This is a genomic window from Roseofilum sp. (assembly GCF_982964205.1).
This window is the reverse complement of record NZ_CEZBFX010000033.1, coordinates 1-20,880: the sequence shown is the minus strand read 5'-3', so window position 1 is coordinate 20,880 and position 20,880 is coordinate 1. Positions and strand designations below refer to the sequence as shown.

At 44.1% G+C, this 20,880-nt stretch carries 18 protein-coding genes and 1 pseudogene; 11 read left to right on the top strand and 8 right to left on the bottom strand.

Going from position 1 to position 20,880, the window contains the following annotated elements:
- The coding region (pyrG, locus tag AC3A14_RS10625; RefSeq protein ID WP_487778995.1) for a CTP synthase at window positions 1–1,360 on the bottom strand (1,360 nt) is incomplete at its 3' end.
- 244 nt (window positions 1,361–1,604) lie between these two features.
- On the opposite strand from pyrG, the gene AC3A14_RS10620 reads away from it, so the two are divergent.
- A complete protein-coding gene (locus AC3A14_RS10620) occupies window positions 1,605–1,775 on the top strand; it encodes a hypothetical protein (protein ID WP_318732649.1) in 171 nt (56 codons plus the stop codon).
- A 279-nt stretch (window positions 1,776–2,054) separates the two neighbouring features.
- Complete coding sequence (locus AC3A14_RS10615; protein WP_318732648.1) at window positions 2,055–2,918, top strand: 2-keto-4-pentenoate hydratase; 864 nt, start codon at window positions 2,055–2,057, stop codon at window positions 2,916–2,918.
- A 13-nt stretch (window positions 2,919–2,931) separates the two neighbouring features.
- On the opposite strand, the gene AC3A14_RS10610 is transcribed toward AC3A14_RS10615, so the two are convergent.
- Window positions 2,932–3,315, bottom strand: coding sequence for a DUF423 domain-containing protein (locus tag AC3A14_RS10610; protein ID WP_318732647.1), 384 nt, complete (start codon window positions 3,313–3,315; stop codon window positions 2,932–2,934).
- Between the two features lie 54 nt (window positions 3,316–3,369).
- Here AC3A14_RS10610 and AC3A14_RS10605 point away from each other — a divergent pair, with 54 nt between their 5' ends.
- Window positions 3,370–3,969 (top strand): PDDEXK family nuclease, encoded by a 600-nt coding sequence (locus AC3A14_RS10605; RefSeq protein ID WP_318732646.1) that lies wholly within the window; start codon window positions 3,370–3,372, stop codon window positions 3,967–3,969.
- Here AC3A14_RS10605 and AC3A14_RS10600 read toward each other — a convergent pair.
- Window positions 3,966–4,844 carry a DNA-methyltransferase gene (locus tag AC3A14_RS10600; RefSeq protein WP_318732645.1) on the bottom strand — a complete coding sequence of 293 codons (879 nt, stop codon included), beginning with the start codon at window positions 4,842–4,844 and terminating at the stop codon, window positions 3,966–3,968. The two genes, AC3A14_RS10605 and AC3A14_RS10600, sit on opposite strands and share 4 nt — an antisense overlap.
- Window positions 4,845–4,991: 147 nt before the next feature.
- On the opposite strand from AC3A14_RS10600, the gene AC3A14_RS10595 reads away from it, so the two are divergent.
- Window positions 4,992–6,518 carry a phosphomannomutase/phosphoglucomutase gene (locus AC3A14_RS10595; protein ID WP_318732644.1) on the top strand — a complete coding sequence of 509 codons (1,527 nt, stop codon included), beginning with the start codon at window positions 4,992–4,994 and terminating at the stop codon, window positions 6,516–6,518.
- A gap of 79 nt (window positions 6,519–6,597) precedes the next feature.
- A pseudogene (locus AC3A14_RS10590) lies at window positions 6,598–7,092 on the top strand (DUF29 domain-containing protein).
- A gap of 6 nt (window positions 7,093–7,098) precedes the next feature.
- Here AC3A14_RS10590 and AC3A14_RS10585 read toward each other — a convergent pair.
- The 4 genes from AC3A14_RS10585 to AC3A14_RS10570 all read right to left on the bottom strand — a co-directional run bounded on the left by AC3A14_RS10585 (window position 7,099) and on the right by AC3A14_RS10570 (window position 11,382).
- The gene (locus AC3A14_RS10585; protein ID WP_318732643.1) at window positions 7,099–7,674 is read right to left on the bottom strand and encodes a Uma2 family endonuclease; all 576 of its coding nucleotides are present in this window, start codon (window positions 7,672–7,674) and stop codon (window positions 7,099–7,101) included.
- Between the two features lie 128 nt (window positions 7,675–7,802).
- Entirely contained in the window at window positions 7,803–8,768 is a 966-nt protein-coding gene (hpnA, locus tag AC3A14_RS10580; protein WP_318732642.1) for a hopanoid-associated sugar epimerase, read from the bottom strand.
- Entirely contained in the window at window positions 8,662–10,119 is a 1,458-nt protein-coding gene (locus tag AC3A14_RS10575) for a hypothetical protein (protein WP_318732641.1), read from the bottom strand. The genes hpnA and AC3A14_RS10575 overlap by 107 nt, the downstream gene beginning before the upstream one ends.
- A 42-nt stretch (window positions 10,120–10,161) precedes the next feature.
- Complete coding sequence (locus AC3A14_RS10570; protein ID WP_318732640.1) at window positions 10,162–11,382, bottom strand: glycosyltransferase family 4 protein; 1,221 nt, start codon at window positions 11,380–11,382, stop codon at window positions 10,162–10,164.
- A gap of 164 nt (window positions 11,383–11,546) precedes the next feature.
- On the opposite strand from AC3A14_RS10570, the gene AC3A14_RS10565 reads away from it, so the two are divergent.
- From AC3A14_RS10565 to AC3A14_RS10555, 3 genes are all read left to right on the top strand, one after another.
- On the top strand, window positions 11,547–12,512 hold the full coding sequence (locus tag AC3A14_RS10565) for a glycosyltransferase family 2 protein (protein WP_318732639.1): 966 nt from the start codon (window positions 11,547–11,549) through the stop codon (window positions 12,510–12,512).
- A gap of 309 nt (window positions 12,513–12,821) precedes the next feature.
- On the top strand, window positions 12,822–13,337 hold the full coding sequence (locus AC3A14_RS10560) for a hypothetical protein (protein WP_318732638.1): 516 nt from the start codon (window positions 12,822–12,824) through the stop codon (window positions 13,335–13,337).
- A gap of 9 nt (window positions 13,338–13,346) precedes the next feature.
- Window positions 13,347–13,787, top strand: a complete 441-nt coding sequence (locus AC3A14_RS10555; RefSeq protein ID WP_318700704.1) for a GNAT family N-acetyltransferase — start codon at window positions 13,347–13,349, stop codon at window positions 13,785–13,787.
- Here the strand turns inward: AC3A14_RS10555 and AC3A14_RS10550 are convergent.
- Entirely contained in the window at window positions 13,707–13,937 is a 231-nt protein-coding gene (locus tag AC3A14_RS10550; protein WP_413038667.1) for a nucleotidyltransferase family protein, read from the bottom strand. The genes AC3A14_RS10555 and AC3A14_RS10550 overlap by 81 nt on opposite strands.
- A gap of 207 nt (window positions 13,938–14,144) precedes the next feature.
- On the opposite strand from AC3A14_RS10550, the gene AC3A14_RS10545 reads away from it, so the two are divergent.
- From AC3A14_RS10545 to AC3A14_RS10535, 3 genes are read left to right on the top strand one after another with little or no spacing between them, the layout of a single operon-like run.
- Window positions 14,145–16,208 (top strand): HsdM family class I SAM-dependent methyltransferase, encoded by a 2,064-nt coding sequence (locus AC3A14_RS10545; protein ID WP_318734922.1) that lies wholly within the window; start codon window positions 14,145–14,147, stop codon window positions 16,206–16,208.
- Entirely contained in the window at window positions 16,205–17,464 is a 1,260-nt protein-coding gene (locus AC3A14_RS10540) for a restriction endonuclease subunit S (protein WP_318734918.1), read from the top strand. The genes AC3A14_RS10545 and AC3A14_RS10540 overlap by 4 nt, the downstream gene beginning before the upstream one ends.
- 3 nt (window positions 17,465–17,467) lie before the next feature.
- Entirely contained in the window at window positions 17,468–20,698 is a 3,231-nt protein-coding gene (locus AC3A14_RS10535) for a DEAD/DEAH box helicase family protein (protein ID WP_318734915.1), read from the top strand.
- Window positions 20,699–20,880: the final 182 nt, after the last annotated feature.

Here is a 20,880-nt window from a genome sequence, read left to right as displayed (position 1 = left end):
CTTCTTTTTCATAGAGTTCGGCAGCTAAGGTATTGGGCAATATGCGGCAAGGATAGAGTCCTAAACGCATGGTTCCGCCTAAGTCCACCACATCTTCTTGCTCTGGTAATAGGTTAATGACGGGGTTAGGCGTTTGGGGTTCAAATTCGGCACTATGGGCAGGGTTTAATTGGGCTACATTTCGCGCCCACTCAATCACGGAACATTGCATTCCTAAACATAATCCCAGAAAGGGAATTTGATGGGAACGGGCATATTCAACGGCTTTAATTTTGCCATCTACACCGCGAATGCCAAAGCCTCCAGGAACGACTAAGCCATGGATGCCTTGGAGATGGGTTTCGGCTCCGTCTTTTTCTAAGTCTTCAGAGTTGACCCAGTGAATATTAACATGGGAGTTAATGGTGATGGCGGCGTGGCGTAGGGCTTCAATGACGGAAAGATAGGCATCGGTGAGGCGGACATATTTACCGACGATCGCCACTTCTAGGGAGCGAGTAGAATTAGAGAGACACTCGACGAGGCTTTCCCATTTTTGGAGCTGGGGAGGACGCTGTTCTAAACGCAGTAAGTCAATCACTTGGGTGGCTAATCCTTCCTCTTCCATTCTCAAGGGTACTTCGTAGATGGTACTGACATCTTGAGCGGGAATCACACATCCGACGGGAACATCACAGAATTCAGAGACTTTGGATTTTAGGGAGTCGGGTAGGGGGCGATCGCACCGACAGACTAAAATATCAGGTTGAATGCCAATCGAGCGCAATTCCTTCACTGAGTGCTGGGTGGGTTTCGTCTTCATTTCTCCCGCCGAAGGAATCCAGGGCACGAGGGTAACATGAATATACAGCACCTGATTGCGTCCCACATCTTTGCGGAATTGGCGAATTGCTTCTAAAAAGGGTTGAGATTCAATATCACCGACGGTTCCACCAATTTCGGTAATTAGCACATCTGGGGTAGAGTTACGAGCTACCCGGTGAATCCGTTCTTTAATTTCATGGGTAATGTGGGGAATCACTTGCACTGTTCCCCCATGGTAGTCTCCCCGACGCTCTTTATTAATCACGGCTTGATAGATAGAGCCTTGGGTGACACTATTGAGGCGAGACATGGAAGTATCGGTAAAGCGCTCGTAGTGTCCCAAATCTAGGTCAGTTTCTGCTCCATCTTCGGTAACGAAGACTTCCCCATGCTGAAAAGGACTCATTGTGCCGGGGTCTACATTAATATAGGGGTCAAGTTTGAGAATAGAAACAGAATAATCCCGTGATTTGAGCAGTCGTCCTAAACTGGCGGCGAGAATTCCTTTACCAATACTGGAAACTACACCCCCCGTGACAAATACGAACTTGGTCATGTTCTGAACTCTACCCTATTCTTGCGCTTCCCATTTATTGTGCCACATCGTGCTTCACGATCATCACTGTTCATCGAGAGGGTTTATCTCGTCTGGGTTGAATCCGAGGGATTTGAGATAGGCTGCCAGTTGCTCGGCTTGTTGAGTGCGTGGGCGTTGTTGCTCTAGTGCCTGTGCGGTTTTCCTGTAGTTGCTCGCTAGGAGAAGGTGAGATATTGAAGCTCTAACGCAGAGACTCAAGATAATGATGGTATGGAGATTCTGGAAACTGTTACTGACAGGATTTTTTGGGGAAGAGGCGATCGCCTCTTGTGATATCCTCTCTACAGGCAATATTTCGGCTCAAGTCCATTCGATGTTGAGTGCTTGGTGGAAGTTGCCTATCAATTTTAATCTCACGCTTAAATACATCTGAATGTCAAGGTTATATTTTTTCTTAGGGTTAGGATGATTTATCAATAACTAACAAATATACAGGAATTACGAACTATGACCCTGGATGAAACCTGTCAGTTTACGGGGATTGGAAATGTCATTTTTCTTCCGATCAACAGAATAGATTGATGAAAAAGTTCCAAGAAAAAACAGTAGGAACAGCAGCCTTTAGACTTTGGGACTTATCCTTATTTTCTGAATTATAATAAGGCCACGGCCACTTTGATTTATCCATTTTTTTGAGTAGGACGAGACGATTATGATGTGGAGATTAGAAAAACCTCTACTGATAGGACTTTCTGGAGGCATACTCTTCACCGGCAGTGTCTGGGCTGAAGTTCGTTCGATGCCAAGTTCTGTAGAGCGCTTGGTGAGAGATTATATCAATCGTACTCCAGTTTCAGCGATCGCTCCCAATGGCACTCTAGAACAAGCTGCTCAATTTCAGCAACAATTTGTACAAGCCCTCATTCCCCAACTTGGGCCCATTGTCGGCTATAAAGCCGCTTTAACCAGTCCTGTGGCTCAGGAGCGCTTCGGGGTTTCCCATCCTCTACGGGGAACTTTATTAAAAGAAATGTTACTCTCAAGTGGTGCAACTGTTCCCGTCAACTTTGGCACTCGTGGCGTATTTGAAGCGGATTTGATCGTGCGCGTCAGAGATGCAAAGATCAATCAAGCTAGAACTCCCCAAGAGGTATTGGAGAGTTTAGATGCTGTTATTCCCTTTATTGAATTGGCCGATCTGATATACGATCGCACTGTACCCTTAAATGGCCCTGCCTTAGTTGCTATCAATACTGGAGCCAGGTTAGGGGTTTTGGGGGAACCGGTAGCACTTGAGGCGACTCCCGCATGGGAAAAGCGCTTAGGCTCCATTACGGTAGTCATGGAAAATGGCGAAGGAGAGAAACTATCCGAGGGTAGCAGTGCTGCACTGTTAGGGCATCCTTTACAAGCCGTATTATGGCTGAAAGAGGATTTGAATGCTGCTGGAATTCAGCTCAAGCCGGGAGATTTGTTATCTTTAGGAACCATTACCCCTTTAACTCCGGTAAAGGAGGCAATGATGATTCGAGCGCGATATGAGGGTTTGGGGGAAGTATCAGTAACGTTTAAATAATTTAGTCTTCAGTTTAAACAGCCGTTTTCATCCATGCAGACAGAGCTAAACAGCCCCAACCGATTAAAAAAGCTACACCGCCCAAAGGGGTAATGGCTCCCAGGCTCTTGATTCCAGTGACACTGAGGGCATATAGGCTACCGGAAAACAGGAGAATCCCGGCGACAAATGCCCATCCGGCTGTCACCATCCAGGTATTTCCAGAAGGAATAAAACTCAGCAATAGGGCAACTAGGATAATGCCAAGAGCGTGATACATTTGGTACTTACTGGCAGTTTCAAAGATTTCCAGGGAGCGATCGCTCAGTTGATCTTTGAGTGCATGGGAGGCAAAAGCGCCGGCAGCAACGGCGATCGCTGCGAATAGCGATCCTAACGTGAGAAACACTTGACTCATTTTCCTCATCTCCTTTGCCTTTGTTCTGGTCGCGATCGTAACACACAAAACACCATGAAAATTATTAAACGTGAACAACTACTCAGTTTTCCAGATATTGAACAACAGTCCTTCTATCAACAAAGCAAACAACAAGTTCAAGAGGCGATTCAACAAGTAGAATGGCCAGAAAACAGTGGTCAACTCACTATCTATCCAGAAAGTGGCAAAAAACGAGGGCAAGGTAATGGAGTTAAACCCATTAAGTTCAAGTTTATTGAATACCTAAAAGCTCAGAATTGGCAGATTGAATACGAAATCAGCCCAGAACTGGGTAAAGTAGATGCTGTTTTCAGTCAAGCCGGACAAGCTATAGCTGTAGAATGGGAAACCGGCAACATTTCTTCAAGCCACCGATCAATTAATAAAATTGTCTTAGGAATTCAGAAGCGTTCTATTATAGCTGGTTTTGTTGTTGTGCCTTGCCGCAATTTAGCCCAATATTTAACTGACCGCATTGGCAACTTTGAAGAACTCGAACCGTATTTTGATTTTTGGCGCAATTGTGGAGCATGTTATCAAGGGAGTTTACTTATTTTTGGAGTCGAACACGATCGAACCAGCTACGAAGTCCCCAGAATCCCTAAAGGAACCGATGGACGCGCTAAAGCTTAACTTTCGACATAATCTCTATTGTCATGATAGCATAAATTCCGCTCAGTCAATCTTTCAACAATAACATCACAATTTTCAATTTCCATCCCTATCCAATTACGTCCCGTTACTTCACAAACAGCATAGGTTGTCCCACTTCCACCAAACGGATCGATAATGAGATTTCCGGGTAAGCTAGACATTTGTATTACCCGTTCCAACAGCTTAGTTGATAACTGATTTGTCTTTCTCTTGGGACTCTTGAATTTCCAATGACGCACCGGAGGAATATCATTCCAAACATCCGTTAAATTCACGCCTAGAGGATTCATAAATTTACGATGTCCCCCATAGTCTTTAATTTCTTTACCACAATGGCGACAGGTTTCTATTGGCGTTCTAATTTTCTGAAAGACATTGGGTTTACCTTTAGAATAATACAGCAAACTATAATGGCTGGGATATAATCGACCAGGAATGGGCATACTGGATTTAACATTTACGGAAATCCAATGGCGGAAATCCAACCCATTTTGCATCAAAGTATTACCTAAAATAATATTCCACTTCGGTAAGTTATATAGAAAAAAGCTTCCTCCTGGCTTAAGAACTCTACAACATTCTTTGATCCAGGAAAAACACCAAGATAAATACTCATCATCAGAGCGTAAATCATTAGATTTCTGACCATATTTTTTGCCTAGATTGAACGGAGGATCGGCAAAAACAACATCAGCCACTCGATCTTCAATATTTTCCAAAATACTCAAGCAGTCTTGCTCAAACAAAATACCTAGACTAGACTCAAAACAGGATTTCACCTCAAAATCAGGCTTAAAAAATAATTGATATTCAAAATTTTGATTTGGATTCAAGTCTAGAGCAAGTTGTTTCATAATCACTCAGTGTAGCGTCTTTATTATAGTTTAATGGAGTTCAGTTTTTTGTCAACTTAGGGCAGATCGGTAAATTATCTTAAGCTTAGAGGAAAAAAGCGAAACTTAGGGTACTCTGAAAGTTAGCTTTATCTATGCTTACTAGCTATGGTTAATGATATCAATTGGAAAAAATTACAAAATGGCTCAGATATTCGAGGGGTGGCACTTCCCTCGATCCCCGATGAGCCGGTTAATTTAACGCCGGACGTTTGCCGTAAAATTGGTCAAAGTTTTTGCACTTGGCTCAGTCAAACTTTAGAAAAACCGATTACAGAATTAACTCTAGGGTTGGGACGCGATAGCCGTATTTCTGGGCCAGAATTGATCGATGCGATGATGGAAGCGATCGCCGCCCTGGGTGCAACAGTGTATGATTTCGGACTGGCTTCGACCCCTGCCCTATTCATGAGTACGGTAACCCCTGGGTTTATGTGCGATGGGTCAATCATGTTGACAGCTAGCCATCTCCCCTCAAATCGCAACGGGTGTAAATTTTTTACGGCTAAAGGGGGATTAGAAAAACAAAATATCAGTCAGATTCTGAGCATTGCCTCCGAAACCCACTTTACACCCGCACCTACCCCCGGAATCATTACCTCCAAAGACTTTATGAGCGTCTATGCCGGTCAACTGGTGCAAAAAATCCGGGAAGGCACGAACCATCCCACCAATTTTGAGCAACCTCTGAAAGGTCTCAAAATTGTCGTTGATGCCGGTAATGGTGCAGGGGGATTTTATGTCAGTCAAGTCTTGCAACCCTTGGGTGCAGACACCACAGGGAGTCAATTTCTTGACCCAGATGGCCATTTCCCTAACCATGTACCGAACCCCGAAAATGGCAAAGCAATGGATGCTATCTGTAAAGCGGTCACGGAGAATCAAGCGGATTTGGGGATTATCTTTGATACTGATGTAGATCGCGGGGGAGCCGTAGATGGGACGGGTAAAGAACTGAACCGCAACCGTCTCATTGCCCTCATTTCTGCTATTGTGTTGCGGGAACATCCCGGATCGACTATAGTTACGGACTCCATTACCTCTGATGGTTTAGCGAAGTTCATTACCGAAGACCTCAAGGGAACTCATCATCGGTTTAAGCGTGGGTATAAAAATGTGATCAATGAAGCCCAACGATTAAACGCAGAAGGTCAGGAATCTTGGTTAGCTATTGAAACCTCCGGTCATGCAGCAATGAAAGAAAACTATTTTCTTGATGATGGAGCTTACTTAGTCAGTAAACTGGCGATCGAATTGGCAAAAGCGAAATTAGAAGGGCGATCGCTCAATGATTTAATCACTAACCTCAAAGAACCTGTCGAAAGCCAGGAATTCCGTATTAAACTTGCCCTGGATGACTTCAAACCCTATGGTAATCAGGTGATTGAAGCCTTGCAAACCTTTGCTAACGCTCAACCGAACTGGAGTGTAGTTCCCAATAACTATGAAGGCGTGCGAGTTTCCTGCACTGCTCCAGAAGAAGATGGATGGTTTCTCTTGCGTTTGTCCCTCCACGATCCGGTGATTCCCCTGAATATTGAATCCAATGTTAGCGGTGGTGTGGTCAAAATTGCCCGTAAACTACTCGCATTTTTCCAATCCTTTGATGCCCTAGATCTTTCAACGATGAAGTAATATCATATTTGGCTAATTCATTATAAAAGTCATTGCGAATTGACATACATCTGTAGGGGCGAAAAATTTTTCACTCCTACTGCTGCGCGATCGCGATTACAACCCTGTGGACTGGGAGCATTTGCTTGCAGAAATTGAGGATATGGGAAAAAGCGAACGTCGTAGCGTCAAGAGCAATTTGACGGTTGTACTCATACATCTTTTAAAATGGGAGTTTCAGTCCCAATTTCGCACAGGCAGTTGGGCAGAAAGCATCACCCAAAATCGCACCCGCATTCTCTACGCTTTGGAAGATTCGCCCAGCTTGAAAAATTATAGCGCTTTGCGCTAGGGAATAGGGTTGTGGTATATGGCTTTAAGGATTCAATACTGTCCCTCATAGCAGCGCAAAGCGCTGTATCTCCCAGAAGTACTGCAAACGGCTTATTCACGGGCACGACAGGAAGCGAGTGACGAGACACAATTGCCTTTGAGTATTTTTCCCGTGGACTGTCCTTATGCGATTGAACAAGTGTTAGATGATAAGTTTTGGCCGGATGACAACGATCTCCGTCAATCTCCAAGCGCCGATTAAATAACTCTAAACTTTTAACCACCCGAAAATATCGTTTACGGATAACGTCCATTCTTCTAAACCCGTCAACATTGGTAACGGTTCTGTATCCCCATGAGCGACTCGATAAATTTTGGGCAAACCCGATTGAAATACAGTAATCGATTGGGTTTTAGGATCAATGAGCCAACCCAATTCTGTGCTATTTTGGAGACAAAACAGAATTTTTTCCATCACTAATGCCATCGGTTGATCCGGTGACAAAATCTCAACGATCCAATCCGGATGGCGATCGAAATGATTGGCCATTTCTCCCTCCTCATCTCTGGGCAAATTTTCCCAACGAATCACGGCGATATCCGGCACAATAGAACGCCCAGCAAATGTACATCTCAACTCTGTCAAAGCATAAGCTAACTTATTAGGTTTCGCCTGTTGATTAATTGCAGAGGCAAGTTCAACCTGTAAAATACTATGTTTTCCTTGTGGCATCATTTTTTGACTCACTTCCCCATTGAAATATTCACTGGCAGGCTTGGTTTCTGGCTGTGCCAAAAACTCTTCTAAGCTAATAACTTTGCGTTTTTCTACTGTTGTAACCATGATGATCCCTCCGAGATGATCTAGATTGCTTCACTCCGCTTCGTGACCTTCGCAATGACTTATTTATAACTGATTAGCTGGACTTGATCTAAGGTAGGGCTGTTTCATTTTTAATTGTTAATTGTTAATTATTGAAACCATTCTACCGCCTCCTTAATTGCACCCTTAATATTGGATTGGGGTAAACCTAATTCCCGGACAGCTTTAGACGCATCATAGTACATGGAATGTTGGGACATCCGCACTCCATCCAGGGGAACCGAGGGCGATTTACCGAGAGGTGCGAGCAGGATTTCATCTATCCAAGCAACTGTCAGAGGAAGCCATAGGGGGACGGTTTGCGTGGGTGCAGGGATTCCGGTAATTTCTGCCAGATATTCGAGGAATGTTTTGAGCGTCAGGTTTTGATTTCCGAGGATATAGCGATCGCCCCTTTTCCCTTTGTCGAGTGCCAGAATATGACCCTCAGCCACATCTCGCACATCGATAAAATTCAATCCCGTATCCACATAAGCCGGCATTTTCCCACGCAGAAAACGGACCATAATATCCCCAGTGGGGGTTGGTTTTCGATCCCAGGGGCCGATAGGCGTACTGGGATTAACAATCACAATATCTTGCCCCAGTTTAACGGCTTTGTGGGCTTCCTGTTCCGCCAGATATTTAGATTTTTTATACTCTCCAATCAGTTCATTCAAGGGACTTTGGTGGGTTTCGTCTACAGGTTTTTGCCCATTTCCCACGCCAATAGCAGCCACAGAACTGGTATAAACCGTGCGCTCAATTCCTACCTCACGAGCGGCCGCCAGTATCTTTTGCGTCCCCACCACATTATCGTAATAGAGTGCTTTAGCATCCCTTTGCCATAGGGAATAATGCGCTCCACAATGAAACAAGACCTGACATCCAGCCATTTGCTGACTTAAATTGGGGGCATGAAAATCGCCTACCACCCTTTCAATATTGAGTCCATCCAGATTATCCCAACTACTTTGGGGACGCACTAGGGCCCGAACGTGATAATTCTTGTCCAGGAGCGATCGCACCAAATTCGCCCCCACAAAACCCGTTCCCCCCGTCACAAATGCTTTCATCAAAAATCTCCCAATCCTCCTCAACTCCTTGTTGTTTGAGCCAAGCGATCGCCCCTTCCGGTCCATCCTGAGCTGCCCGCAGCAAGGCCCCCCAAGTCAGGACCCCCTTGTGATTGGGTTCAACCGCGATCGCCCCCTTAATCCGATTCCATAATACCCCCGTATCCGTCGCCAACAAGCGATTCATTTCTTCCCGGTTCTCGGAAGCCTCATAAATCTGCAACGCCTCATCCCAGCGCCCATCGATCATTCGAGTCAAGATCTGTTGACTCGGAGAAGCCCAAGATTGCCGAGCATTGTGGGCACTCAATTGGGTATGACGGTTAATCAACTCCCATTGACCTTGAATATCCACTGACCATCCCGGTAAATTCCATAAGCCATGCAACCGTTGCTTTGCCGGAGTCCATAAGCCACTTTTAGCCAACTGCATCGCCTCTGTATACTCAGAACCTTTCAACAACATCCGATCCAGAGAAACCGGTTGCAATTCCACGGGTGCAGGTAAAAATGTCCTCGGTTGCAGTTGATACATCTTAAACTGCGGTTCCAAACCCACCGTTTGATTCACCGTCAAAAACGGCTGTTTTGGCCACTTCGGATGCTTCGACCATACTGGCAACTCATGGGCAGGACTTGTCCAACTGGCAAACGAAGCAACATAAGTGGTTTTGGGATTGTAATAAATCGTCTGACCATAGAGAATCTCTTTTCCTTCCCGAGTAATAGTGCCCGTTAGATGCACCCACTGGGCCGACTCACCATTAACCAAAGCGCTATTACTCCACTTTAAACCCGTTAGTGGTAGGAATTCATTGGACGTTTCCATTGTTAAGTTCAAAGGCTTGAGGACAAAGCCCTCAGTTAGCGATTCGATCTCCAGTTGATTAATAAACTGATACATCGGTTTCTCCCGCTCAAACGGCTCCGGATCGCTAATCCGGCGATAAACCCTTAACTGATCGATATACCGACAAGGCGGCGATCCTGGGGCATCCGGTTGACACCCTTGGCGATGGGCAAAAATCGGTAGCATCATATCCTCATAGGGGCCCACCTTCATCTGCAAGGGATAGCCAGGAGTATAACCCGATTGAATCAGTTTTTCTTCAATTTCATCTAAGGTTTGTAGAGACCGACGATTCGTTTCTCCTAACTGAGTAGTTTTTGGTAAATATTGATTGACCCAAATCAGAGCATCTGGATTAACCATCAATTTTAAGGCCACCCAAACTCCAGCCATTACACTAGAGAATCCCAAGGTCAAAACGATCAGGCCAAAAAGGGCCTGTAGGGAAGAAGGCCGTCTAGGGTTAGTTTCAGAAAATACGCTTCCTGTATCCTCATTCATAGCTTTTCAGTGGGAATAAATCAGACCCTCTAATGATTTAGATTAACCTTGGGTAGAAGCAATCAACGCTTGTTCATAGCGCATACCTGCCTGTTCCCAAGTGTACTCCTGTTCAATCAAATCTCGGCCATTACGGGATAGTTTTTTTCTTAAAGCAGGATTTTCAAACAAACGACTAATATTCACCACATAATCTTCTAAGGTATTGGCTCGTAGGGCCCGCTGGGGAATCTCCGGCCCATCAACAGCCAAGCCCTCCAAACCGCGATCGCTCGCGACCACCGGAATACCAGCCGCCATCGCTTCCAGGGTCTTATTCTTAATCCCAAACCCAGTACGCATCGGAATCACACAAACCGTCGAGCGATGCAAATAGTCTACCATCGAAGGTACTCGCCCCGTCACCGTAATTCCCGGCCGCTCTTCTAAAGAACTCACCTCTGGAACCGGCCTAGCGCCAACCAACATTAGGGATGCATCCGGATAGCGATTTTGCACTTGAGGAAATACCTCTAAGCTCAAAAAACGAGCCGCATCAATATTAGCAATATTATCCATCGCTCCAATAAATACCAATTGATATCCCCCCGGATCTTCAGTACGCTTAGGAAACAGAGTTAGGTCTACACCATTTGCAATCACGCTAATTGTACTTTCAGGATTAATCTCCAGCAGCGTTCGTTTATCCTCAACTGTGGTGACTACAAGATGCCTAAACTTGCTCGTGTAGCGTTTTTCATACTGTCGAAGTAGAGGCAAATTAATTTTATCTCGCAGTTGATTTTCCGAAGTTTTAGTCTCCAACTGATTTTTGCAACTACCATAGACCGAGCTATGGATATTGACCACCGTACCGCAGGTCGATTTCCATTCCGGACGGATGTAGATTTCATTAACACTATGTTCGCAGGCGATCGCATCAAAGTCTCCCTCAGCTACCGCTCGATCGACCCATTGCTGCATAGCTTCTGAAAAGACAGCTCTCACATTAGGGGGAGTTCCCTGTTGAAAGAAGTCCTGCAAGCGTTTGAGTTTAGAGAACTTTCCAGGAGGTGGTTCTGAGGGACGAGGAAAGACCGCTAACTCCTTCACACACTCGCGCAAGGCTTCAATTTCTGCATCACTGACATCACTGGCACGTTGAGTCACTAGGGTGATAGAATGGTTGTAGCTCAAATATTTGAGTAAATTAAAAGTTCTCACCTGAGTTCCCCCCCGTGTTGGAGGATAGGGAAAGGTTACTGAGAGGATTAAAATTTTCATAAAAATTGAGAGACATTGAATCAGAGATAAGATATCTTTGCTATCTTATCTCTGATTGCATAGATCGCGCAGATTCCCAAAGGTGATTTTATCATTTGCCGAGATCAATACTTCTGGGTATAGCCTTAGCCCATTGACTATAGTTTTTATTTCACCCTATTTTTATGAACTCCAGTCACCCTAAAATTAGTGTTTGTATTCCTACATTTAACAGAGTTCAGCTTTTGACCTATGCGATTGAGAGTGTACTCGCACAAACTGAAATGGATTGGGAGTTAATTGTTTGTGATGATGGATCTCAGGATAAAACCCCTCAGATCATGGCTGGATATCAGCAACAGGATGATAGAATTTCCTATATTCGCCACGATCAAAATATTGGGAAAAGTAATAATATGCGGTCAGGTTTTTATGCAGCGAAGGGTGATTTTTTTGTTAAATTCGATGATGATGACCGATTAGGGAAAGATTTTTTAGCAGCGACTAGCAAAATCTTGATCGACCATCCAGAAATCGATTTTGTGGGAACCGATCATTGGATTATCGATCTGGATAATCAACGGAATCTAGAACAAACAGAAATTAATTCTCGTCGCTGGGGTAGAACTGAATTATTAGAAGGCCAGGTCAATAACTTACTGGAAACAGTTTTTGTTCAGCAAAGTTTTCAGGTTGGTGCAACCCTATTTCAGACTCAGGTACTCAAAGAGGTTGATTTTATGCGACCTCATTTACAAAATTGTGAAGATAATGATTTGTTTGTTCGGATAGCTCTGGCGGGTAAAAAGGGGTACTATTTACCCCAGAGATTAATGGAATATCGATTTCATCCAGAACAGCAAGGGATCGAGCGAGCGATTCCGTATTTACGAGATAAACTGAATTATTTATCGAGCTACCAGTTTGAAGATCGAAAGTTAGAAACGATTCGCCAACAACGGTTGCAAGAAACTCAACTGTTGTTAGGGTTGCGTCTGGTGGAAAAAAATCAAGTTACAGAAGGTCGAGAGTTGATTCAAAAAGGAAGATCTTGTTCACCGAAAAAAGCTTGGATTGGATTGGGACTGTCTCGGTTACCTCAACCGATGAGGGAAAAAGCATTTGAAGTGTTACGCCAATTTCGCTCATAACGGTTGAACTATCGATAGAACCCATTTGAGCTTTTTTGCCTTCTCTGCTATGCAGTACATCAAATGGCGGTTTTTAAAGATCGCCAGAATCGCTCACTGACTAGATTGAGTCTGTTGTTGACTTCCCTCATTCCTCGACGGAGAGGGCTTTGCGCTGTATGATATGTAGCACTCTGTCGTAGGAGGCGATCGCGCAATTGGGAATTGTGACTATTGTCGCTCGATTGAGACTCTTCTTATCAGCTTAGGCGTAAACCGGTATCATAGGAAGAACCGCGATCAGAGTGTTGAGTTAAATTACCAGAGCTGATGAATTATCTAGTTGCCGTATTGCGCGATCGCATTCAAGCTGAAGGAGTCTACTGTGCCTTAGAAAAAGGAGGCTTACCCACAAGCCAAGTTAACATCTTAGGTAAAGGTTACAAAAGTGCTGATGAGTTTGGCCTGATTAACCCCAACCAAGCCGCCCAAAAACAAGCCCGACTGATGGCGACTTGGTTAGTCCCCTTTGGATTTTTTGGTGGGGCTACCTTTAGCGTCATTTCTGGGCTGAATACCTTCGCCTGGGCTGGAGAAATCGGCAATCATGTTGTTGGTGGGATTTTAGGTGCTGCTTCTGGCGGGCTAGGAGCTTTATTTGTTGGTGGTGGTGTCGGTTTAATTAGCGGTAGTGGCGATGCTCTTCCCTATCGCAACCGCTTACAAGAAGGCAAGTATTTAATTGTGGTACAAGGCTCAAGTAATCTGATTGAGCAAGCGACTGTCATCATTCACACCTTTGAACCGGAAAGTCTTCAAGGCTATACGGCTCCCAATCCATCCTAAAACCTGAGAATGCTGAAAGTTATTGAAGCTATTGAAGCACAAGAGCTAATTGCAGAACTGGATATCTATCTCCAGGGATTTTATCCTGATGAAAGTAATTATTTAGATTCGGTGGATGTTCTCTCTCAAGAGAATGTCCATATGATGGGTGCTTTTGTGGATGGCAAATTGGTAGGAATTGGAGCCGTCAAAATCTTTGATGATTATGGGGAGATGAAACGCTTCTATGTCAAGCCAGAGTTCAGAGGTCAAGGGTTAGCTCGGATGCTCATGGGTGAAATGGAAAACCATCTGATTAATTTGGGAATTCGTGAGGCGAAGTTAGAAACCGGAATTTATCAAACCGAAGCGATTTCTTTATATCGAAAATTAGGATATGTGGACTGTCCACCTTTTGGTGACTATCAGCCCGATCCCTATTGTCTGTTTATGGGTAAGCAGTTGTTGTAATGCTCTTCGTAAATGAATAACATCAAATAAATCTTGTTCTGGTTTGGGATCGATCGGGAAATCAATGTCACTATTTTCGGTGTTTTTACCTTTGGCAACTGAACCTAATCCTCTAATATTAGTGGAGTGATATTGTTCAGCTAGTTTGATGATTTTAGAGTGTTTGTTTAATTGCTGTAAATTAAGGGCACCTCTATATCAAGGTGTCAAAAATGGCTAGATCCATCATATACAAAATTTGATTAGTGCGATCGCTGTTGGTGGCAGCGGCAACCACGGCAGAGGCGAACCGATGGGCGGCGCAATTAGAAGCTATGATAAAAGGTTTCCGTTGAAACGAATCGTACTCTTTCTGAAATGACCAGATCAAACCCTACAGCCAATATCCTGCAATACGAATCAACGATTTGGTCTACGGCTGACCTGTTGCGGGGCTGTGGCATCAAAGAATCAGAATGGCCGTCCTATATGATGCCGTTCTTTGCCCTAGTCATGATTGAGAGCCGTTTGCTGCGGATGTTTGATGAGTTAAAGGTGGAACTGGGGGAAGATACTCTCTTTGAGATTGAACCGGATGATTTGAGCGAGCTAATTCAAGATAAGGGACAAGGCTACAACGTCTATATTTTTGAGAAAAGCCAGACTTTAAAGGACATCTGCCAGAACGATAAAGCTTTTGATATTGACTTTGATGCCTATCTGAAAGGATTTGACGGGGAAACGAGAGATTTGTTGGGGGTGGATGCTTTTGAGGGGGAAAAGTACCTCGATATCAAAGGAGCGATCGCCACACTGAAAGGGAAGAAGGTGCTGTTTAGCTACGTCAAAGAGTGGAGTGGCATTGACCTAAAGCCGTTTAATAACTCAGATATTACCACCCTAGAAGAACATATCAAGCGCCGTTGGGCGGATATTTCTGCGGATACAGCAGGGGAACAGTACACCCCGGATGATGTGATCGCCCTGATTGCGGAGATTATCGCGTCAAAGATTGAGGACTCAGATCGCCTACTGAAAATCTATGACTGTACCTGCGGGGGTGGAAACCTGCTGTTTGGGGTGGAAGATCGGATTAAGGCAAAGGTAAACCGCCTCACTCAGACGTTTGGGCAAGACTGGAATGATCCCCTTTACGCCCTTGCCAAGATTGAAAGTCGGTTTCGGGTGGATTCTAAAATCGAGCATGGTAATACCCTGACGGATGACAAGTTTTTTGATGATGAGTTTGATGTGGCGATCGCCAATCCGCCCTATGGAGTGGACTGGAAGGGCTTTCAGAAGGATATCCGCAACGACAAGACCCAACGCTTTCAGTATTTGCCCTCGGTATCGGATGGGCAGTTGTTGTTTATGCAGCACCTGATCTCGAAGATGAATGAAACAGGTATGGGTGTTGTGGTTCACAATGGCTCGACGCTGTTTAGTGGGGATGCGGGGTCAGGGGAAAGCAATATCCGGAAGTGGATGCTAGATAATGACCTTGTGGAAGCGGTGATTCAGTTGCCGACGGATGAGTTTTTTAATACGGGCATTTATACTTATTTGTGGGTTCTGAATAAGCAGAAACCTGATGAACGAAAGGATCGGGTGATGTTGATTAATGCGAGTGAAAAGTTTAAGCCGTTGAAGAAAAATAAAGGCTCTAAGCGGAAAGAGGTGGATGAGGCCAACCGTTTAGAGATTGTGGCAACGTTGGCGCAGTGGGCAGATAACGACTATGCCAGGGTGTTTGATAAGGAGTTTTTCTATTTTAATAAGCAGGCGATTATGCTCACGAATGTGGATGAGCAGGGGAGAACGTTTGCCAGTCGCCTCAAGGAGAGTAAAAAAAGTTTGAAGCTAAACCCCATCAAGTTGGACAATGGAGAGCGATCGTTAACGGAATTTGAGATTATGGTTACTCCTGACTCGTTTGATGGGGATTTGGCGACCTATTTTGAGCAGGAGATTAAGCCGTTTATCAGTTCGTTGGACTATAAAGAACAGCCGTTGGTGGTGACGACGGAAAAGGAGCAATACAGCTTTGATAATGACCAAGAAACGCTGATTCAGGAGGCGTTGGGTAAGCGGGAAGCGTTGGGCTGTGGAAAAATTGTGGTGAAGTCGGCGTTTAAGAAAAAGACGAAAACGAAGCCCGAAAGTATTGTAATTACGGTGGAGTTAATGCCGGATACTCAGAAGGATTATGAGATTATTCCCTATCACCGTGACCCGGATGAGAATCGGGCGGCGATTGAAGCTTTTATGGCGAAGTACATCACGAAGCCGTTTGAGTATTTGGAAAATGTGGTGGGGGTGGAGATTAATTTTAATAAGGTGTTTTATCAGCCTGAGCAGTTGCGAAGTGTGGAGGAAATATTAGGTGAGATAGATGCTTTGAACGATGATTTGAAGGCATTAGAGGAGGGTCTAGCATTATGAAATTAAAATTTAGTCGATATGACCAGTACAAAGATAGTGGCATCGAGTGGATCGGCGAAATTCCTGAGCATTGGGAAGAAAAACGTATTAAAGACTTATCATTTCTCCAAAGTGGCATCAACATCACCTCACAGCAGATAGAAGATGAGGGTAAATATCCTGTATATGGTGGCAACGGAATACGTGGATACTTTTCAGGCTATACAAATGATGGAAATTATATTTTAATTGGTCGTCAGGGTGCGTTATGTGGAAATATAAACCACGCTTCAGGGAAATTCTGGGCTACTGAACATGCTGTAGTTGTTTATCACAATAAAAAAATTGATGTGAAATGGTATGGGGCAATGCTCCAAGTTATGAACCTCAATCAATACTCAATATCTGCGGCTCAACCTGGATTGGCAGTGGATAGAGTTAAGCGGCTCTTATTACCTGTTCCACCTTTACACGAACAAGAAGCGATCGCCCACTACCTCGACACCAAAACCGCCCAGATCGATCGCCAAATTGACCTGCTCACCCAAAAAGCCCAACGCTATGAGGAACTGAAGAGAGCGATCGTTAACGAAACCGTCACACGCGGTCTAGATAAGTCTGTGCCGATGAAAGATAGCGGCATTGAGTGGATAGGCGATATTCCTGAACATTGGAAACTTCAGCATTTAAAAAACGTTGTCAGCATAAAGATTACCGATGGCCCCCATGAAACTCCAACTTTTGTAGATCATGGTGTTCCTTTCATATCTGCTGAGGCGGTTCAGAATGGAGAGATAAATTTCGAGGCAAAGCGAGGCTATATTTCAGAAGAGACAGATAAAGTATATTCAGCAAAGTGTAAACCTAAAAAAGATGACATTTTTATTGTTAAATCTGGTTCTACCACTGGAAAAATTGGCTATGTATCGAGAGACATAAATTTTAATATCTGGTCGCCTTTAGCTTTAATCAGAGCCAGCAAACAAAATCATCCTAGATATTTATTTTATTTTCTATCTTCTATACATTTTCAACGACAGGTTCAAACCTATTGGTCACTTGGAACACAGCCTAATATTGGTATGAAAGTTTTAGAAAATCTATTCGTTCTAATTACCAATTTTGAAGATCAAAAAGCGATCGCCGACTACCTCGACACCAAAACCGCCCAAATAGACCAAATTATTCAAAACATCAACACCCAAGTCGAAAAGCTCCAAGAACTCCGTAAAACCCTAATCAATGATGTTGTCACAGGCAAAATAAAGGTGATTTAACCCATGAGTGAACTACACCTGCAAGATAAATTCCTCGTCCCGTTCATCAAAACCGAACTAGACTACCGGGAAGTCAAACCCAACACCGTTACCAACTCCCTGATCATTGAAGATGATCTACAAGAGTTTATCTCTAACACCACCCTCAACCAAAAGCCCTACGAAACCCTGCTGAGGAAATACAACGGCAACGCCCAAACCCTGCTCACCGACCTGCTCGAACTCATCCAAGAACGAATCGCCAGCAGTCGGAACATGGCGCTGTTTATCAACGCTAACAAATCCGTTACCCTACATGGCATTAAGCTCCATCTGTTCTACACCGATGACAGCGTGATTCACGATAGCGACCTATTCAAGCAAAATATCTTTTCCGTCATTCAAGAACTGCCCTATAAATACGACTATCAAGGCAAACAGATTTTTTCCTTCCGTCCTGACCTCAGCTTTTTTGTGAATGGCTTGTATCTGGGCTATAGCGAACTGAAAGCCAACTTTAGCAACCAAACCGCCAAGAAAAACGGACGGGGCAAAGTTTCCAAAGATTATTTTGAAGCCGTCAGAAAATATTACGAAATCTTCGATCAAAACCCTCATCTGAGCGAATCCGAAAAAGCCCACTACCGCAAAGACTTCCTCAAAATCTTTGAAAAAGCCATTCACATCACCACCACCGACATTGCCGAAACCTACATTATCCGCACCATTGACCAATTCTTTGACGAAGCCCTAGACACCTGTAAAAAAGGCAAATTCGATCGAGAGGACTACACCAAGAAAGTTCTACAAGACTTCAAACCCTATCCCCTGCTCAACCCTCACGCCGACAAAAAAGACAAACTGAAAGAACTTTTTAGCTACCACTACGGCAAAAGCTTCATTGAAAAAGAAATACTCTACTACAACTTCATCGAGCGGGAAGTTTGCACCATCAACGGTCGCAAAGAACTCAAAGACGAAAAAGGACAACTGATTTGCCCCCGTCCCAAACAAAAATTTGGCACAGATAAGATTCTGGCAAAAATTGACGAGTTTTTAGCACACGAACTCGAAGATGATTATTTCATTCACCAACTAGAGCAACAACTAGCCCAGGTTGCTCCAACCAAACGCGCCGAACTGATTGAAAAGCGTAAAGCCTACGCCAATAATAAAAACGTCTATTCCCTATTGCTGCAATACGCCGCCGGGTTTGGTAAATCCAATATTATTGGCTGGACAGGACTGCAACTGAAAGACCTGCGCCGCAATGGTACTTATGTTTACGATAAAGTTATGATTGTGGTCGATCGCCTCCAACTCCGCAGCCAGATTGATGCCAAAATGCGGAACATGAACATTGAAAAGTCCATGTTCCTAGAAGCCCACGACAAAAAGACCTTTCAAAAAGCCCTCACCTCGGATAAGCGCTTAGTCATCATCAACCTGCAAAAATTCCAAGACGTGCAAAAAATTCTCGATGCTGACACCCTCCAGAGACTGGCGGAACTCCGGATCGTCTTCCTCATTGATGAGATTCACCGCTCCAATAGTGGCAGCCAACACGAAGAAATGATCAATATCTTCGATGAGTTACAAACCCCTTTTGACGCAAACCGCCAATATAATCTCATCCGCACCAAGAAAAACCTACTCATCGGTTTCACTGCCACCCCAGACGATAACACCCTGGCACGCTTCGGAGAATTTAGCGGCTATGCCGAAAGCGAAAAACTGTGGGTTCCCTTCGACTCCTACACCATGAATGAAGCGATCAAAGATGGGTTTATCCTCAACCCCATCAAAAATATCGTTCCCGTTGCCTCAAAAATGCTGTTCGATCTTCCCCGCAACCCGCTAGAGGGTTTTGAGGAACCCAACTACAAAGACGTGGATAAAAAGCAAATCTACGAAGAACCGGAACGAATTGACGCAATTAGTAAATATATTGCAGATTTACTCGTTAAAGATGTCTATCGACAAATCAGAGGCACAGGCAAAGCCATGTTAGCGGTGTACTCCATCAAAGCCGCAATTCTCTACACAGAAGCCATTAAGCGACATTTCCAAACCTTTACCCAACAGCCCAAATACGCAAAATACGCCGATGCTCCGATCTATGTCGTCTATTCCAGCAGTCAAGACCAGCAAAGCGCTACTGGGTTAAATGATGGACTCAGCGAAGAAAAAGTCTTAGAAAACTTTGCCCTCAGAAAAAATGGCTTAATTATCGTCGTTGCCAAGTTGCAAACCGGATTTGATGAGCGGCGACTCCATACCCTATTCCTTGATAAAGAAATCAGAGGTATTGCCGCCATTCAAGCCATTTCACGGGTTGACCGCACAGCCAAATATAAAAACGACTGTAAGATCGTTGACTTCTCTTACAATAATGTCAACGTCCAAACGATCAAAGATGCCTTTGAGCATTTCTCTGATGTGGTGGTGAGTGACTTTGACCCGTTCAGCGATCGCCGGGTGCTAGAGATCCTCTTTTCAGAACTCAAAAAGTCTGGAGTATATAACCAGTTTTTTGACCTATTTCTTCACATCTTTAACGACAATGCCAAACGCAACGATCCAGAAAGCTATCTGGATTTAGAAAGCAACATTGAAAACCACATCTGGGCCGACCCTCAGCATACCGCCGATGCCAAAGCCAAAGCAGCGCAATACTTCACCCTCCTTAACCGTATTGAGTATGTGATCGCGATCGATGAAAAGTATAAGGAACCCAGCTTTTTAGCCTTCCTACACCTCTTCAATCGGCTCTATAATCAGCACCACCGTAGTGATGATATCAAAGACGCGATTGAAGTTTACTTTGACAATCAAATCGGTATTGTCGAAGTTGAAGCCCAAGAAAAGGAACCTAAGAAAAAACAAGAAACTAAAGTGGCCAAGGGTAAAGAACCGGCTCAAACTGTCTACCCATTTAATATCCTAGAAATTATTGAGTCCCGTAATGAGCAAGAGGATCTCAAAGCCGCACGCATTAAGGAATTTGAGACCAAGATTCGCGATTTCTTTCAATATGTCAGGGACTCTGAAGAGGGTAAACGCCTGATTATTAAAATTAATTCTGATGTATCTGAAGATGAAATTTATGAAGATTTTGCTAAGATTTATCGAAAGTACAAAGCCACTAAGCGGAAAACTGTAGGAGACTATTTCTTCAAAGAAATGGAAGATCTGGTGAACAAACTCTGTGATGACTTTGAGCATACGGTTAGTCACTCTAGAGCATTTTACTAAGCAGAGGAGCTGTTCCTCTATTTTAAAGGGTCTCATCTCTCATTCCCCATGACCGATCGCCAATAACCCATTCCCGGTTTAAAATAATAGATTGGACTCCCATTCGGTAACACTTGGATTTATGGCCTTTTCCTCTATCTTGCGAACCTTGCGGCGATCGCCTCTAACGCAAGAGTTGTTGA

What these genes read in the sequence shown, in the direction of transcription:
- AC3A14_RS10620 (WP_318732649.1), top strand. Translation starts at nt 1,605, where the DNA reads ATGATGGTATGGAGATTCTGGAAACTGTTACTGACAGGATTTTTTGGG.
- AC3A14_RS10615 (WP_318732648.1), top strand. Translation starts at nt 2,055, where the DNA reads ATGATGTGGAGATTAGAAAAACCTCTACTGATAGGACTTTCTGGAGGC.
- AC3A14_RS10610 (WP_318732647.1), bottom strand. Translation starts at nt 3,315, where the DNA reads ATGAGTCAAGTGTTTCTCACGTTAGGATCGCTATTCGCAGCGATCGCC.
- AC3A14_RS10605 (WP_318732646.1), top strand. Translation starts at nt 3,370, where the DNA reads ATGAAAATTATTAAACGTGAACAACTACTCAGTTTTCCAGATATTGAA.
- AC3A14_RS10600 (WP_318732645.1), bottom strand. Translation starts at nt 4,844, where the DNA reads ATGAAACAACTTGCTCTAGACTTGAATCCAAATCAAAATTTTGAATAT.
- AC3A14_RS10595 (WP_318732644.1), top strand. Translation starts at nt 4,992, where the DNA reads ATGGTTAATGATATCAATTGGAAAAAATTACAAAATGGCTCAGATATT.
- AC3A14_RS10585 (WP_318732643.1), bottom strand. Translation starts at nt 7,674, where the DNA reads ATGGTTACAACAGTAGAAAAACGCAAAGTTATTAGCTTAGAAGAGTTT.
- hpnA (WP_318732642.1), bottom strand. Translation starts at nt 8,768, where the DNA reads ATGAAAGCATTTGTGACGGGGGGAACGGGTTTTGTGGGGGCGAATTTG.
- AC3A14_RS10575 (WP_318732641.1), bottom strand. Translation starts at nt 10,119, where the DNA reads ATGAATGAGGATACAGGAAGCGTATTTTCTGAAACTAACCCTAGACGG.
- AC3A14_RS10570 (WP_318732640.1), bottom strand. Translation starts at nt 11,382, where the DNA reads ATGAAAATTTTAATCCTCTCAGTAACCTTTCCCTATCCTCCAACACGG.
- AC3A14_RS10565 (WP_318732639.1), top strand. Translation starts at nt 11,547, where the DNA reads ATGAACTCCAGTCACCCTAAAATTAGTGTTTGTATTCCTACATTTAAC.
- AC3A14_RS10560 (WP_318732638.1), top strand. Translation starts at nt 12,822, where the DNA reads ATGAATTATCTAGTTGCCGTATTGCGCGATCGCATTCAAGCTGAAGGA.
- AC3A14_RS10555 (WP_318700704.1), top strand. Translation starts at nt 13,347, where the DNA reads ATGCTGAAAGTTATTGAAGCTATTGAAGCACAAGAGCTAATTGCAGAA.
- AC3A14_RS10545 (WP_318734922.1), top strand. Translation starts at nt 14,145, where the DNA reads ATGACCAGATCAAACCCTACAGCCAATATCCTGCAATACGAATCAACG.
- AC3A14_RS10540 (WP_318734918.1), top strand. Translation starts at nt 16,205, where the DNA reads ATGAAATTAAAATTTAGTCGATATGACCAGTACAAAGATAGTGGCATC.
- AC3A14_RS10535 (WP_318734915.1), top strand. Translation starts at nt 17,468, where the DNA reads ATGAGTGAACTACACCTGCAAGATAAATTCCTCGTCCCGTTCATCAAA.